The organism is Mesorhizobium sp. M8A.F.Ca.ET.057.01.1.1, from assembly GCF_003952565.1.
Taxonomy (GTDB): Bacteria; Pseudomonadota; Alphaproteobacteria; order Rhizobiales; family Rhizobiaceae; genus Mesorhizobium.
This window is the reverse complement of record NZ_CP034454.1, coordinates 3,662,581-3,677,524: the sequence shown is the minus strand read 5'-3', so window position 1 is coordinate 3,677,524 and position 14,944 is coordinate 3,662,581. Positions and strand designations below refer to the sequence as shown.

The window sequence follows — 14,944 nt, the reverse complement described above, 5'->3', positions numbered from 1 at the left end:
CCATGCGCGCGGAAACGCAGAATATTGTCGACGAGATCAGGCAGGCGATAACCCTGCTGAGGAGGCATCTTTGACTGGGATCAGGCCATAAAGCGGCTTGAATACCTGAACGTGCGGGCCGAGGACGCCAGCCTCTGGAACGAACCGCTGGAAGCGCAGAAGCTGATGCGCGAACGCCAGGGCCTCGAGGAAGGCATCGCGGCGGTCAAGGGCCTGAGCCAGGCGCTGGAAGACAATATCGGCCTGATCGAGCTCGGCGAGGAAGAGGGCGACGAAGGCGTCATCGCCGAGGCTGAGGCCGCGATCCGATCGATGCAGGGCGAGGCCAAGGCCCGCCAGGTCGAGACGTTGCTCTCGGGCGAGGCCGACGCCAACGACACCTATCTCGAAATCCATGCCGGCGCCGGCGGTACCGAAAGCCAGGACTGGGCCTCGATGCTGTTGCGCATGTATACGCGCTGGGCCGAGCGCCGCCGCTTCAAGGTCGAGGTGCTGGAAGTGCATGACGGCGAAGAGGCGGGCATCAAATCCGCCACCTTGCTGATCAAAGGGCACAATGCCTATGGCTGGTTGAAGACCGAATCCGGTGTCCATCGCCTGGTGCGTATTTCGCCCTATGACAGCAATGCGCGCCGCCATACGTCCTTCTCGAGCGTCTGGGTCTATCCTGTCGTCGACGACAGGATAGAGATCGACGTCTCCGAATCCGACGTGCGCATCGATACCTATCGTTCGTCCGGCTCGGGCGGCCAGCACGTCAACACCACCGATTCGGCCGTGCGTATCACCCATATCGCCACCGGCATTGCCGTGGCCTGCCAGGCCGAACGCTCGCAGCACAAGAACAAGGCCAAGGCCTGGGAGATGCTACGCTCGCGCCTCTACGAGGAAGAGCTGAAGAAGCGCGAAGCGGTCGCCAACGCGACCGAGGCCTCGAAAAGCGATATCGGCTGGGGTCACCAGATCCGCTCCTACGTGCTGCAGCCCTATCAGCTGGTCAAGGATCTGCGCACCGGCGTCGAAAGCACCAGCCCGTCGAGCGTGCTCGACGGCGACCTCGACGACTTCATGGAAGCCTCGCTGTCGCAACGCATCGAGGGCGGCGCGGGCGAAGCCGTGGCGGACCTGGATTAAGCGGTTCCGCGCGTCTTCAGTTCGGCCGGTTTCATCATCGGCGCGGCCTGCCGCTGTGTAAGAAGCAAGTTGCGCCGCGAAGGCCGAGCAATATGCTGGTCTCGGGCATTTCTTGCGCCGACTCACATTTCGGCTCACCATCGCCGGCGGGAGGAGACAAAAGCATTTATGGCCGGTCGCGGCATATCTGCTGACGGTTCGGCCGCTGGGAAGACACGTTCCGGGAACGGGCAAGCGAAACGCTTGAAGCTCGTCTGAAAGGAACGCTGCCATGTTTGCTTCCAGTTCAAGATCGGCCGTCACCGTTCCATCGGTTGGCCAACGCCTCCTTCCTCTGTACGCGGCCTGTGTGATCGTATCCGTGTCGGCGCTGGCGCCGGCTCTGGCGCATGACGCCAAGCCGACAGCGGCCAGGCCGCAAGGCTGGAGTTATCCGTTCGCCTGTTGCGCGAATTTCGATTGCCATGAGGTGTCGCAAACCTCGATCAGCGAGCGCCCGGACGGCTACGTCATCAAGGACACCGGGGAGGTGCTGGCCTATAGCGACAGGCGGATCAAGGATTCGCCCGATGGCGAATTCCATTGGTGCGCGCATGAGGCCGGGCTCGATGCCGGCAAGACCATCTGCCTGTTCGTGCCGCCATCGTCCTATTAAAACTATCGCTGGCTGGCTTCAGGCAAAAGCTTGCTGACGGACAGTTGTCAGGATCGCTTCTTTATGGTGCCTTGCCGCTTGGGCGGCGGACAATGGAGAGGTGATGTTCATGGCCATCAAGGGAAGCTGCCACTGCAAGGCGACGATATTCGAGGTGTCGGAGGCGCCGCAAACGGTGACGCAATGCACCTGTTCGTTCTGCTCGAAACGCGGCTCGCTCTGGGCCTACTATACCCCGTCGCAGTTCAAGCTCATCACGCCGCAGAAGAACGTTTCCTTCTACCAATGGGGTTCAAAGACCATAAAGCATGGGTTTTGCGCCACCTGCGGCTGCGGCACCTTCACCGAAACGCCGGACTGGTCGACCGGTGAGCCGGATTTCGACAATCCGAAGATCAGCGTCAACTCGCGGCTGTTCGACGATTTCGATCTCGACAAGGTCGAAGTGGTGGTTATCGACGGCAAGAATCTTTGGTAGCCCGTCACGGCGCTTCGTCACGCAACTGGCACCGAGGAAAAGCTGCAACGGCCACTTTTCCCGTTCGGTTTTTCGCCGCATTTCATGGTACAAGTCGCGCTAAGGGCTGATTTGGCGCCATCGTAAGGCGTGACTTGGAGAGGGACCATCCTATGAAAAAGACCGTGCTCGTCGTTATGGCGACGGCTCTGCTCGTGACTGCGTGCACCACCACCGATCCGTATACGGGCGACCAGAAGATTTCCAACACGGCCGCGGGCGCCGGTCTTGGCGCTCTGGCAGGCGCCAGCCTTGGTCTGCTTGCCGGCGGCAATGATCGCCGCAATGCGCTGATCGGCGCCGGCATCGGCGCGCTGGCCGGTGGCGCGATCGGCGCCACGATGGATCAGAACGAGGCGGAACTGCGCCGGCAGCTTGAGGGCACCGGCGTCAGCGTCACCCGCAGCGGTGACCAGATCATCCTCAACATGCCGTCGGATATCACCTTCAACACCGACCAGGACGCGGTGAAGCCCGGCTTCTACCAGGTGCTTAATTCCGTCGCCCTGGTGCTGAAGAAATTCAAGCAGACCACGGTCGATGTTTTCGGCCACACCGATTCGACCGGTGGCGACCAGCACAATTTCGATCTGTCGCAGCGCCGTGCACTGGCGGTCGCCAACTACCTGTCCGGCCAGGGCGTCGATCAGCGTCGCTTCGCCGTCACCGGTTTCGGCAAGACGAGGCCCGTCGCCTCCAATGCGACCGCCGAAGGACGGGCCCAGAACCGACGCGTCGAGATCCAGCTTTCGCCGCTCACCTGATTGTTCGGCAAGGAAATGCGAAGCGGCCCCACATGGGGCCGTTTTTTGTTGCCCGGACTCGACCTCTTCGGTGTGGTGCTAGAAAATTAGCTGGTTCTAAATAATAGCTTTCCCGCGGTCATGGAAAGGAATAGCATCGAGGCTGTTCCAGAGGGGATGAGGCGGTACAACTGGCCGCGAAATCAGCACTTTCCGCCTCGGTCTTGCACGGCCAGATCAATGAAATCTGGGAGGAATGCATGACAAGAACAATCAGCCTTGGGCGCTGCGGCGTCCTCGCTTTGACAAGTGTTGTGGGTGCATGGTTAGGCCTCGCCACGGCTCACGCCGAGGACGCCAACAAGGCCGACATCGAGGCCTTGAAGAAATCGCTTGTCAAATATCAGGATTACACCGCCGCCGTCCGCGATCTCTATCTGTCGACAGTCGGCTGCGTCTATTACAGCGGTGAAAAGATACCTGGCTCCATGGACTACCCGAAGGGCGCCATGGGCATCCATTTCGTCAACGTCCCGAGTATCGGTCAGAAGCTCGACCCGATGAAGCCCAACGTCCTGATCTACGAACCGACCAAGAAGGGCCTGAATCTGGTCGGCGTGGAATGGCTGGTGCCGCTAACCCCGGACATCAAGGCGCCGCCGAAGCTGTTTGGCCAAACCTTCATGGGTCCGATGGAGGGACACTATCCGCTTATTCCGAGGGAGTTCGTCCACTACGATCTTCACGCCTGGCTCGACGACAATCCGAACGGCATGTTCAGCCCGACGAATCCGAAGGTGAAATGCAGCAAGGCCGAGTTTCCGATGCTGGAGAAACCGACCAAGATGATGCCCGGACCGATGTGACGGGCAGGGGACCAGCGTCCAAAAGAATCGCTGAACCGCCCCAAAGCTTCGTTCCAAGCAATTCACGATGGAAAAGCACCATGCGGCTTTTCCTGGATTGCTCTTGGCTGCAGGGCGAAAAGAGCGGCAAGCCGGCTAGGCGGCTTGCTGGTTGGGGTCAGACCTTGGCGACGATACGCATGAAGGCCGGCATGTCGTCGCCGAAGCCGACGGTGGCGTCATTGTCTTCCTGATGGTGGCGGGCAGGGCGGCTGTTGCTGCGCTGCGGCCTGGTGTCACCGCGCTCAGGTGCGCGCGGTTCATTGCGGTCGGACGATTTGCGTTCGGTGTTTTCCGAGCGGATTGCATCCTTGCGCGCGCGCCGTTCGACAATATCGGCCGTCTCGGCCACATCCGGCTGCGGTTGAGCAGCCGCGGTCGCGGCATCTTCCTCGCTGTGTCTGCCGCGACGCTCGCCGCCCTTGTTGCGCCCGCTCCTTTCGTTGCGGTCCTCGTCCTTGCGGCCGGCGCGGCGCGGCGCGCCCTTGCCCCGGCGCGGAGCATCGTCCTCGCCTTCGCTGGCAACCACTGTCGACAGGTCACCGTCATGCCACTCGATCTTGTTGCCGATCAGCCGCTCGATGGCGTCGATATATTTGGTGTCGGACTTGGTTGCGATGGTGAAGGACTTGCCTGAGCGCCCGGCGCGGCCGGTGCGGCCGATGCGGTGGACATAGTCTTCGGCATGGATAGGCACGTCGTAATTGAAGACATGGCTGACGTCGGGAATGTCGAGGCCGCGCGCGGCGACATCCGAGGCGACGAGATAACGCAGCTTGCCGTCACGGAAATTGGCCAGCATCTGCATGCGCGCGCGCTGGTCCATGTCACCATGCAGTGCGCCGGCGTCGAAATCGTATTTCAGCAGCGAGCGGAACAGCTCCGAAACCTCGATCTTGCGATTGCAGAAGATGATTGCGTTCTTCAGCTCCGCATCCTCGGCCTTGATCAGGTTGCGCAGCGTTTCGCGCTTGTCCCAAGGCTTCGAGCCCGATTTGACCAGCCGCTGGATGATGTTGGTGGCCGCCGACGCCGCCTTGGATACCTCGACGCGCACCGGCGCATGCAGGAATTTTTCCGTCAGCTTGGTGATCTCCGGCGGCATGGTCGCCGAGAAGAACAGCGTCTGCCGAGTGAACGGGATCATCTCGCAGATGCGTTCGATGTCGGGAATGAAACCCATGTCGAGCATGCGGTCGGCCTCGTCGATGACCAGGATCTCGACACCGTTGAGCAGCAGCTTGCCGCGCTCGCGGTGGTCGAGCAGACGGCCCGGCGTCGCGATCAGCACATCGGCGCCGCGCTCCAGTTTCTTGTCCTGCTCGTCGAACGACACGCCGCCGATCAGCAGCGCGATGTTGAGCTTGTGGTTCTTGCCGTATTTGACGAAGTTTTCTTCGACCTGCGCGGCAAGCTCACGCGTCGGCTCGAGGATCAGCGTGCGCGGCATGCGGGCACGGGCGCGGCCCTTTTCCAGCCGGGTCAGCATCGGCAGGACAAAGGAGGCGGTCTTGCCGGTGCCGGTCTGGGCAATGCCCAGCACGTCCTTGCCGAGCAAGGCGTGCGGGATCGCACCAGCCTGGATCGGGGTCGGCTGGGTGTAGCCGGCATCGGTGACTGCAGAAAGCACCTTCGGCGACAGGCCGAGGTCTGAAAAGGTCAACGCTTCTTGAGCGATCGTCGTGTCTGAGGACAAGTGTTGCTGTCTTTGGCTGGTTCGGGGAAGCGCAACGTCATTCGTCGCGGCAAGCGCCACGCGCCTGCAAGATTGGTATTGCGATTAGGCGCAAGCCCGCGATTTGTCAACAGAAACGGGCAGGATTGGCGCGATTGTGAAGTTGTAACCTTAATCGCGATGCTTAATCCGGCCGCTTGTCTGTGTGGCGGCTCAGTAACGGAACTGTTCGGCCAGGATGCGCTCGTTCCAGGAGTGATTGGGATCGAACAGCAAAGTCGCCGTGGCAGTCGGCGATTCCCGCACTGTAACCGAGGTCACCGCCTTGACCTCCGTGTGGTCGGCGGCTGCGTTCACCGGCCGCTTTTCCGGCTCCAGAATGTCGAAGCGCACGCTCGCCTTGTTGGAAAGCAATGCGCCGCGCCAGCGTCGCGGACGAAACGGGCTGACCGGCGTGAGAGCCAGAAGTGGCGCATCGAGCGGCAGGATCGGGCCGTGCGCGGAAAGATTGTACGCGGTCGATCCGGCCGGCGTCGCGATCATGACGCCGTCGCAGCTCAGTTCCTCGAGCCGTACTTGGTCATCGACGCTGATGCGGATCTTGGCCGTCTGATAGGATTGGCGCCACAGCGCAACTTCGTTGATCGCCAGCGCCGTGACGTGTTCGCCGTCCGAGGTGGTTGCCAGCATCTCCAGTGGGCGGATCGTTTCGGCGACCGCGGCCGCGATGCGCTCGGTGAGCCCGCCGGAACGGTATTCATTCATCAGGAAGCCGATCGTGCCACGGTTCATGCCGTAGACTTTCTTTCCCGTACCCATCGTGTCGCGCAAGGTCTGCAGCAGGAAGCCGTCACCGCCCAGCGCCACCACGACAGTCGCTTCGGCGACCGAACATTGGCCATAGCGCGCCGACAGGCTCTCCAGCGCCGCCTTGGCGTCCGTTGTGTCGGACGAGACGAAAGCGATGCTGTTGGCGGCTGTGCTCATGGCTTCCCGATCGCGACCGATTGGCGCCGGCAGGTTCTGGCCGCGCCAGCGCCGGGGTAGCATGGGGCGGGCGGGTCTGCAAAGAGACCCTCAGCCAGTTCACGAAGCGACGTGCGGCAGCGCCGCCTCACAGCGCGGTCGCGGTTGATGTCGTGGCGCGATCGAATGTGATGGTTAAGGCCGGGCTTAAGGTCTCGTAAAGCCGGATCGATCATGTTAGCCGGCATGGGTGGCGTGGGGCGCCCGCAGCACCGCCTTATCCTTCGGGACGCAAAGGACGCTGCGGCACGTTAGATTTGTGTGCATGATCCCGCGGATCCTGATTCCAGGGGGACATGCGCCAGCCAGACGAGGCCGACATATTGCCGGTAGCACGCCTGATCATCGTCTTTGTCATGTTGGGAAGTTTCGCGCTTGTCTTCGCCGAGCTGGTGCGCCAGTCGGAACAGATGAGTGCCAGACCGGTTCCCACGGCGTCACGCTGCGGTGATGCTGCCGGAATGCCTTGCCCGCAAAGGGCGCTGTAGGCCGCCAGATACGCTGACCGATCGGCGCCATTTTAGTATCGCCGAGTTCGACAAGCACGCGTTGTTGTCCTGAGGGGGCCGATCACCGGCTGGCGCAAGACTAGTTTTATCATTGCAATTGCGGCATCGACAAAAGCACTGATAGAAGGGCTTCGGATCAAAAATCGGATTCCGTTCCCCCGTCTCCGGGAAACGAGCCGCGCGCCGCGTTGACCGGCCGAGTTCTCGGGTGGTGGCATGCCGCGTAGCGTCTTGATTTCCGGGGGCTGCGGCTTCATCGGCTCGCATCTTGTCGATCGCCTGCTGCGGCGCGACGATCTGGAAGCGCTTGTCGTCGTCGACAATCTGTGGACCGGATTGCGCGACAACATAGCCCACATCTCGGACCCACGCTTCAGCCTGCGGATTGGCGATGCCGAAAGCTTCACGGCGCGCGGGCATTTCGATGAGATCATCCATCTGGCGTCACCGGCCTCGCCCGTATGGTACATGCGCGAACCGGTCCGCACGATCAAAGCCAACATAGGCGGCGCGCTCAATCTCCTGTCGCTGCTGCGGCCCGGCGGCCGCTTCTGCTTCGCCTCGACCTCGGAAGTCTATGGCGATCCCCTGGTGTCGCCGCAACCGGAGAGCTACCGGGGAGCCGTAGACTGCACCGGGCCACGGGCCTCCTATGACGAGAGCAAGCGCTGTACCGAGGCGCTGCTGTTCGAGCAGCAGCGCGTCAGCGGGCTCGACGTCCGCGTCGTCAGGCTGTTCAACACCTATGGGCCGCGAACGCGCATCGATGATGGCCGGGCCGTTTCGAATTTTGTCAGCCAGGCCCTGACGACCGGCATACTGACCGTTTACGGCGACGGCTCCCAGTCACGCAGCTGGGGGTATGTCGACGATATTGTCGATGGGTTGGAGCGCTTCTTCTGGCGCGACAGCATCTCGCACCGCGGTCCCCTGAACATCGGCAACAACCGCGAAATCTCGGTTCTCGACACCGCGAAATTCGTCTGCTCGCTTGTTCCCGGCAGCCGTATCGAACACCATGCGCCTGTTCCGCAGGATCCGACGAACCGGTGCCCGGATCTGACCCCTGGCAAGGCAGGTTCTTCCCGGATGGGAAGCGACGATCGGCTATCAGGAAGGAATCCGGCGTACCTTCGAATGGTTCAGGCAACAGATCGCCACTGGCGGCAAATCGGCGGCGACGGCCTGATAGCAGGAGATTCGCGGCTTCAGACCCGGTCCGTTATGGCGACCGCGCAACAGAATCGAGCCGGCCGACGAAATAGGGCTCGAACACGGTTTCGAAGGCCTTGAGGGCGGCCCCGATCGCCTGGTGCATGTCGAGATAGCGGTAGGTCCCCAACCGTCCCCGAGATGCAGGTTCTTCTCCGCACCCGCCCGGTCGAAATAGCGGCGATAGATCGCCTGATCCTTGCGCGTGTCGATCGGATAATAAGGCTCGTCGGCGCGGCCGGCAAAACGGGAATACTCGCGGCCGATGAGCGTCTTGCCGCTCCCGTGCTGGCGCTCCGGGTTGAAATGCCGGAATTCGACCACGCGGGTAAAAGGCACGGCTTCATCCGCGTAGTTCATGATCGCCGTGCCCTGGTGGTCTGGCGTGTCCATGACCTCCAGGTCGATATCGATGGTTCGCCAGCCGAGTTCGCCTTCGCTATAATCGAAATAGCGGTCGATCGGGCCGGTGTAGGCGACCGGCAGGTCTTTGCGCAGCATGGGCTTGATATCGAAGAAGTCCATGCCAAGCCGTGTTTCGATGAGCTCGTGCGCGAGCATTTTTTCGAAGATCGCCGTATAGCCATCCACTGGCTGGCCTTGGAAGCGGTCGTTGAAGTAGCCGTCCTCGAACGTGTAGCGGACGGGCAGGCGCGTGATGATCTGCGCCGGCAGTTCGCGCGGGCCGTCTGCCATTGCTTGGCGGTGTAGTCCTTGATGAAGGCCTCGTAGAGAGGGCGGCCGACGAGGGAAATCGCCTTCTCCTCGAGATTGGCCGGTTGGCGGTCGCCCAGTTCCGCCGCCTGCTCGGCGATCATGCCACGTGCCTCGTCGGGGCTCAGCCGCTTGCCGAAGAACTGGCAGATCGTGGCAAGGTTGATCGGCAGCGGATAGACCTTGTCGCGATAGGTCGAGAACGCACGGTGGCGATAGGCCGTGAAGCCAGTGAAGGCGCGCAGATAATTCCAGACCTCCTCGTTGGATGTATGGAACAGATGCGGCCCGTAGCGATGGACCTCGACCCCGGTGACGGGGTCCTGTTCGGTGTACGCATTGCCGCCGATATGCCGGCGCCGGTCGATTACCAGCACGCGCCGGCCGAGCTGCGTGGCGATGCGCTCGGCGAGTGTCGCACCGTAGAAGCCCGCGCCGACGATGAGGATGTCGGCCTTGGCCAGCAGGTTCCTGTCCATTCGATTATCCGGATCCCTAGGGCTTGAGTATTATTTGGGACAGGTCGACCGACTTGGAATATTGCCTGCGCAGAAGGCGCCATAACAATTCCATCAATCGATTCGCTTGGCGAAAGGCTTTTCTGTCCAAGAGATAGTCGGCCACCATACGCAGGCCGATCATGGGTTTCGATCGCCAGCGCCTGCCTTTGCGATCGACGGCCTCATAGGACAATGGAAAGAACTCGCCAAATCCATATTGCGACGCCAGTTGGCGATATTCGTTGTGAGGCGTTCTGCCTGTCTTGAGCATCGTTGTTGCCAGGTGAGCCCCCACTGGCCGTGTGTGGCGGACAGGCAAGGCGTCGAATACGGCCGATGTTCCATGGTTTTCTTCGGCAAGCCTGGTCCACAACAAGTCCAGACCAAAACCGCTCATGGAGTTTTTGAACAGAGGCAGCATCTTGGCCGCGACGTCGGCTCTCAGGCAGGGAGCCATGATCTCGATCGTGTCCACCAGGCGAAACTCGAAACTCTTGCAGCGGAGGAACGGCAGGTGGGAATAATAGCTGTCCAGCGTCAATGAAGGCTGGCCGATATGGAGGCCGAGCCGGCGCATGTTGGTAAACATCGCCTCGATGGTCGCCCGGTCTGCTTCCAGATCATCGTCCGGAAGCCAGATATACTGGTAGCGGTCAAGGAGTTCAGGCTGTTGGCTCAGCAGAGCATGGATGCCATCCCATTTGCCGCCCTTGTAGTCGACCCGGTTTTCATGCGGCAGCCGGAACGCCGACGGATCGCTTCCGAAGTAGCTGACGATCAAATCAAATTCACAATTGGGATCGTTCGCCCCCCATCCACGATGGAGAGAGTTGTCGCCCGCCCTGACTATCACGAGATCACGGTGGCTGGTGCTCGGCAAAGTTCTGTTTCCGACATTCATGCCCTTAATCCAGGGCCCGGGCGAGCCCTACACGAAAGCAAGTTGAATGCGAAGGGCATGGCGAGGAAAGATCTCCTGGAGTTGGCTGAGCACGATGTCTTGTCGGCATAACGGGTGTATTCAAACGTCATGGCGATTCGCCGTGTTTTAACGCGAATCCACTCGGGCAGGAGCCTGCCATATGAATGGCTGTTGCCCGTACGAGCGTTCTGATAGTCAAGACATCGCTGATGTTACGGGCGCTGATGTTAGGAACAAGGAATTCGATGAAACTGATTGTTGTCACCCCGGCCGGTCGTGAGGAATATCTTCGCCTACTTGGCCATCATGTTCCGAAAAGCCCCGATGTGCATGAGTGGCACCTCTGGGACAATTGTCGCAACGAGGTTGACCGCGCGTATCTACAACGATTGGCGGCCTCCGATCCGCGTTGCAAGATCAAACGGCTTCCGCATGCCGACGGCGGGAACAACGTCATCGGCGATTTCTATCGTTTCTGCGACGATCCCGACGCGTTCTACCTGCGCCTCGACGACGATGTGGTTTTCGTCGAGGAGGGCTTCTTTCGGAAATTCATAGCAAGGGTCATGGCGGAAAGGGGATCGCCCATCTGGTACGCGCCATTGATCATCAACAACGCGATCTGCAATTCCCTGATCAAGCAGCTTTCCAGGGTTCTGGTGGATGGCCCGCTTACTTGTCAGGCGTCATGCCAATTCTCCTGGGCGCATGCGAGCTTTCCACAGGCGCTACATCCGGTGTTCATCGAAGCTGTCCGTTCCAATCGGCTTGAAGACTTTCGCGTGCCGGACCGGGAGATCAGGCTGTCACGCTTTTCGATCAACGCCATCGGCTTTTTCGGCTCGGACATTGTCGGCCTGGGAGAGCGCTTTCAGCCGCGCGGCGACGAGGAAGAGTGGCTATCGGCGACGCTGCCGGCAAAGCTGGATCGGCCAGGCAAAATTTTTGGCGATCTGATCGTTGCGCATTTCAGCTTCTATACACAGGAGCGTCAGCTGCTGCGCACCAACATTCTCGATAGTTATTATGAGCTCGCTGGCCTGGCCCCACCCGTCTACGAGAAGCCTTCAGTCGGCTGGAGAGAGCAGCTGAGGCAATGGAGGAGGCGCCGAAGGGGATCGGCGCCACCACGCTATGCAATCTCGCTGCCGGCAACCATTTCCAAGTGACGCACGGGTTCAGGCCCGTTCGTTGTCGCGAATCTGTCGCTCGCCGCTCACCTCCTGGTTGGCATTGCCGGAAGAGAGTTCGGTCAACGGCACGGCCAGATGCGGCGAATGGATGATTCGCTTTCGGCCTAGCCCGCTCGGATTGTCGTAAAGGGTGGTCGCGTCGCGCTCGGCGGCGGCCGTCGTGCCGAGTTCGACATTGCCGGTCAGCGGATGACGCCGGCGCCCGGCGCCCCCGGCCTCGATCTGCGCGCCGCGAAGGATGGTGACGGCCTGGTGCCAGCTCCAGGGGCGTCCGGCATTCTTGATGCGGACCATGAACCGGCGCGGTCGCCCTCACGGTAGGGAGTCGTCCGCCGGCTCCATTTGCCACCGTCGAGATCGAAGCCTCGCATCGGCGCATTGCGGGCCATGCGACGCCTGTTTCGTTCCCAAAAAGATATTGACTGTACGTTTAGTTATAATTATCGCTTGTAACGGAACAGGGTTGGCCAGCCGGTATGCGCCGGTGAATGGCTACGAAACAAAGGGGAATATCTTGGCAGTCATCCGGCAGGTTCCGGTGCGTCGAGGTGCTGTGCGCCGATGGTTCCGCCAGACCCTTGAGGTTGCGGTCGGCGGATACGGCTTTCTTTCGTCAGCAGGAATGGACCCGAGGCGACGCCGCCGCCGGTCCCAACAATGGGAGCAACTCGCATGAACTGGAAACTGACCGCGGCTGCCGTGGGGCTGTCGCTGTTCGCCGCTACGGGCATTGCCCGCGCTGATGGCGAACTCAACATCTACAATTGGGGCAATTACACCAGCCCGGACCTCATCAAGAAGTTCGAGGAGACCTACAAGATCAAGGTCACCGTGACCGACTACGACTCCAACGACACCGCGTTGGCCAAGGTCCGCCAGGGCGCTTCCGGCTATGACATCGTCGTGCCTTCCGCCAGCGTCGTGCCGATCTGGATCAGCGAAGGCCTGCTGCTGGAAACCGATCCCAACAAGATGGAGAATTTTAGGAATGTCGATCCGAGGTGGGTCGACGTTCCCTTTGATCCGGGCCGCAAATACACCGTTCCCTGGCAGTGGGGTACAACGGGCATTTCGGTGGACAAGTCGGTCTATGCAGGCGACCCGAACACGTCGGCGCTGTTCCTCGACCCGCCGGCCGAACTCGTCGGCAAGATCAATGTCGTGCCCGAAATGGGGGACATCATGTTCCTCGCCATCGCCTATGAAGGCGGTCAGTACTGCACCAACGACATGCAGGTGCTGAAGAAGGTGCACGACAAGCTGGTCGAGGCGAAGGCGAAATGGCTTTCGCTCGACTACGCGGCTGTCGATGGGCTGGGCAGGGGCGACATCGCCGCCGGCGTCAACTGGAATGGCATATCGCTGCGCGAGCGGCTGCAGAACGACAAGATTGTCTATGGCTATCCCAAGGAAGGCTTTCCGATCTGGATGGACAATGTCGCCGTTCTCAAGGACGCCAAGAACGTCGACAACGCCAAGCTCTTCCAGAATTTCATCATGGATCCGAAGAACGCCGCGATGATTTCGGCTTTCGCGCGCTATTCGAACGGGATCAAGGGATCGGAAGCCTTCATGCCCGACGATATGAAGAACGCACCTGAGGTGAATATTCCGGCGGAATTCGCCGCCAAGGGCCAGTTCATGCCGGCCTGCCCGCCGGATGTGCAGGCTCTTTACACGAAAATCTGGACCGACCTCCAGAAGTAGCGCCACCAGCCGAACCCAACAAAGAGCCACCGGGCCGCGATGCGCGGTCCGGTCACTTTCATGCCAAGTGCGATCACGTGATCGCGGGAGATTTTCGATGTCCGATCTCGACCTTTGCTACATGCCCGCCAGCGAGGCGTTGCGGCTGTTCAAGGCGAGGAAACTCTCGCCCGTCGAACTGATGCAGGCCACCATCCGCCGCGCCGAGGCCACCAAATCGGCGATCAACTGCTTCACCTTCACGCATTTCGAGGAGGCGATGAAGCTGGCCGCGAAAGCGGAGGCGAAATACGCCAAGGGCGCCAGGACCGGCGCGCTCGAGGGCCTGCCGATCGGCATCAAGGACGAGAGCTATATCAAGGGCAAGCCGACGTCGCATGGCTCGCTGCTGTCCAGGGATGCCATAAGCGGGCACACCTCGACGATGAACGAGCGCATCATCAAGGCCGGTGGCATCGTCCATGCGCGCACGGCCACGCCCGAATTCAGCTGCGCCGGTTATACCTGGTCGAAGCGGTGGGGCGTCACCCGCAATCCCTGGAACCGCGACTTCACGCCGGGTGGCTCGTCGGGAGGCTCGGCGGCAACGCTGGCTTCGGGCTCGTCGTCGATCGCCACCGGCTCCGACATTGCCGGATCGATCCGTATTCCGGCGTCGGCCTGCGGTCTCGTCGGCTACAAGCCGCCTTATGGGCGCAACCCGGACGAGCCGCCCTTCAACCTGGATTTCTATTGCCACACCGGGCCGCTGGCCCGGAACGTCCGGGATGCGATCCTGCTGCAGAATGTCATGGCTGGGCCGAGTCCGCTCGACATCGCCACGCTTCGCCCGAAGCTGCGCCTGCCGCTCGATTACCAGCCGATCAAGGGCTGGAAGATTGCGTTCTCGATGGACCTGGGCTCCTTCGAGGTCGATGCCGACGTTCGCGCGAACGCGCTTGCGGCCTGCGATGTGTTTCGTTCGCTTGGCGCGACGGTCGAGGAGGTCGATCTCGGCTGGGATGACGGGGTGCTCAAGGCAGGAATGGCCTATCTGGAGCATCTTTTCGGCGCTTCGCTGTCGCAACTGCTTGCCGAGCACGGCAGCGACATGACCACCTATGCCAGGCGGTTCGCCGAGGATGGGCAAAAGTCCAGGGCCACCGACTTCGTCGCGACACTGGATGTGGCAGCACGGATGTACCAGACGCTGGGTCCGCTGCTGGAGACCTACAATGTGCTGATCTGCCCGACGAACGCGCTTCCCGCGGTGCCGGCGGAGTTCGACCAGACCACGGGAACCGTCGAGATCAACGGCAAAGAGGTGAACCCTTCGCTGGGCTGGGTGATGACGACGCCGTTCAACATGCTGAGCCGCTGTCCGGTGCTGTCCATGCCTTCGGGCCGGGCGGCAAGCGGCGTGCCGACGGGCTTCCAGATCGTCGGCCGCACCTATAGCGATGCCGATGTCTTCCGGGCCGCGATGGCCTATGAAACGGCCCAGGGGCAATGGTACAGAAACGCCGGGACGCGCCCATCGCTTTGATCTGGCG

14 protein-coding genes and 2 pseudogenes are annotated in these 14,944 nt (G+C 61.2%); 10 read left to right on the top strand and 6 right to left on the bottom strand.

What is annotated here, in order from left to right; all coding sequences use genetic code 11:
• The first annotated feature begins 2 nt into the window (after nt 1-2).
• The 5 genes from prfB to EJ077_RS17380 all read left to right on the top strand — a co-directional run bounded on the left by prfB (nt 3) and on the right by EJ077_RS17380 (nt 3,915).
• Nucleotides 3-1,134 (top strand): peptide chain release factor 2 gene (gene prfB / locus EJ077_RS17400; RefSeq protein ID WP_208695390.1). Its coding sequence is split into 2 segments (ribosomal slippage): nt 3-68 and nt 70-1,134, totalling 1,131 coding nucleotides; the frame shifts between segments, so codons are not numbered across the junction.
• A gap of 271 nt (nt 1,135-1,405) precedes the next feature.
• Nucleotides 1,406-1,789: a hypothetical protein gene (locus EJ077_RS17395; protein WP_208695389.1), complete on the top strand. Its 384-nt coding sequence runs from the start codon at nt 1,406-1,408 to the stop codon at nt 1,787-1,789.
• Between the two features lie 109 nt (nt 1,790-1,898).
• Nucleotides 1,899-2,267 (top strand): GFA family protein, encoded by a 369-nt coding sequence (locus EJ077_RS17390; protein ID WP_127869403.1) that lies wholly within the window; start codon nt 1,899-1,901, stop codon nt 2,265-2,267.
• A gap of 152 nt (nt 2,268-2,419) precedes the next feature.
• The gene (locus EJ077_RS17385) at nt 2,420-3,070 is read left to right on the top strand and encodes an OmpA family protein (RefSeq protein WP_015318025.1); all 651 of its coding nucleotides are present in this window, start codon (nt 2,420-2,422) and stop codon (nt 3,068-3,070) included.
• A gap of 239 nt (nt 3,071-3,309) precedes the next feature.
• Nucleotides 3,310-3,915: a hypothetical protein gene (locus EJ077_RS17380; RefSeq protein ID WP_208695388.1), complete on the top strand. Its 606-nt coding sequence runs from the start codon at nt 3,310-3,312 to the stop codon at nt 3,913-3,915.
• 157 nt (nt 3,916-4,072) lie between these two features.
• On the opposite strand, the gene EJ077_RS17375 is transcribed toward EJ077_RS17380, so the two are convergent.
• A complete protein-coding gene (locus tag EJ077_RS17375; RefSeq protein WP_208695387.1) occupies nt 4,073-5,650 on the bottom strand; it encodes a DEAD/DEAH box helicase in 1,578 nt (525 codons plus the stop codon).
• A gap of 192 nt (nt 5,651-5,842) precedes the next feature.
• Nucleotides 5,843-6,616 carry an NAD kinase gene (locus EJ077_RS17370; RefSeq protein ID WP_208695386.1) on the bottom strand — a complete coding sequence of 258 codons (774 nt, stop codon included), beginning with the start codon at nt 6,614-6,616 and terminating at the stop codon, nt 5,843-5,845.
• Between the two features lie 335 nt (nt 6,617-6,951).
• Here EJ077_RS17370 and EJ077_RS17365 point away from each other — a divergent pair, with 335 nt between their 5' ends.
• Together EJ077_RS17365 and EJ077_RS17360 are read left to right on the top strand one after the other, a co-directional pair.
• Complete coding sequence (locus tag EJ077_RS17365; RefSeq protein ID WP_127869399.1) at nt 6,952-7,143, top strand: hypothetical protein; 192 nt, start codon at nt 6,952-6,954, stop codon at nt 7,141-7,143.
• A gap of 237 nt (nt 7,144-7,380) precedes the next feature.
• Nucleotides 7,381-8,353, top strand: a pseudogene (locus tag EJ077_RS17360) (NAD-dependent epimerase/dehydratase family protein).
• Here the strand turns inward: EJ077_RS17360 and EJ077_RS32155 are convergent.
• The 3 genes and pseudogenes from EJ077_RS32155 to EJ077_RS17350 form a co-directional block, all read right to left on the bottom strand.
• Nucleotides 8,275-9,072: a UDP-galactopyranose mutase gene (locus tag EJ077_RS32155; protein ID WP_245458445.1), complete on the bottom strand. Its 798-nt coding sequence runs from the start codon at nt 9,070-9,072 to the stop codon at nt 8,275-8,277. The pseudogene EJ077_RS17360 and the gene EJ077_RS32155 overlap by 79 nt on opposite strands.
• A 119-nt stretch (nt 9,073-9,191) precedes the next feature.
• Nucleotides 9,192-9,569 (bottom strand): annotated as a pseudogene (locus tag EJ077_RS32820) (NAD(P)-binding protein); the annotation flags it as partial.
• A 16-nt stretch (nt 9,570-9,585) separates the two neighbouring features.
• Nucleotides 9,586-10,491: a hypothetical protein gene (locus EJ077_RS17350; RefSeq protein ID WP_208695385.1), complete on the bottom strand. Its 906-nt coding sequence runs from the start codon at nt 10,489-10,491 to the stop codon at nt 9,586-9,588.
• A gap of 266 nt (nt 10,492-10,757) precedes the next feature.
• Between EJ077_RS17350 and EJ077_RS17345 the strand changes: the two genes are divergently transcribed.
• Entirely contained in the window at nt 10,758-11,681 is a 924-nt protein-coding gene (locus EJ077_RS17345; protein WP_208695384.1) for a hypothetical protein, read from the top strand.
• Between the two features lie 9 nt (nt 11,682-11,690).
• Here EJ077_RS17345 and EJ077_RS17340 read toward each other — a convergent pair whose 3' ends face one another.
• Nucleotides 11,691-11,999: a hypothetical protein gene (locus tag EJ077_RS17340; protein WP_208695383.1), complete on the bottom strand. Its 309-nt coding sequence runs from the start codon at nt 11,997-11,999 to the stop codon at nt 11,691-11,693.
• A 378-nt stretch (nt 12,000-12,377) separates the two neighbouring features.
• Between EJ077_RS17340 and EJ077_RS17335 the strand changes: the two genes are divergently transcribed.
• Together EJ077_RS17335 and EJ077_RS17330 are read left to right on the top strand one after the other, a co-directional pair.
• The gene (locus EJ077_RS17335) at nt 12,378-13,412 is read left to right on the top strand and encodes an extracellular solute-binding protein (RefSeq protein WP_208695382.1); all 1,035 of its coding nucleotides are present in this window, start codon (nt 12,378-12,380) and stop codon (nt 13,410-13,412) included.
• A gap of 97 nt (nt 13,413-13,509) precedes the next feature.
• Nucleotides 13,510-14,937 carry an amidase gene (locus tag EJ077_RS17330; RefSeq protein WP_208695381.1) on the top strand — a complete coding sequence of 476 codons (1,428 nt, stop codon included), beginning with the start codon at nt 13,510-13,512 and terminating at the stop codon, nt 14,935-14,937.
• Nucleotides 14,938-14,944 lie beyond the last annotated feature (7 nt).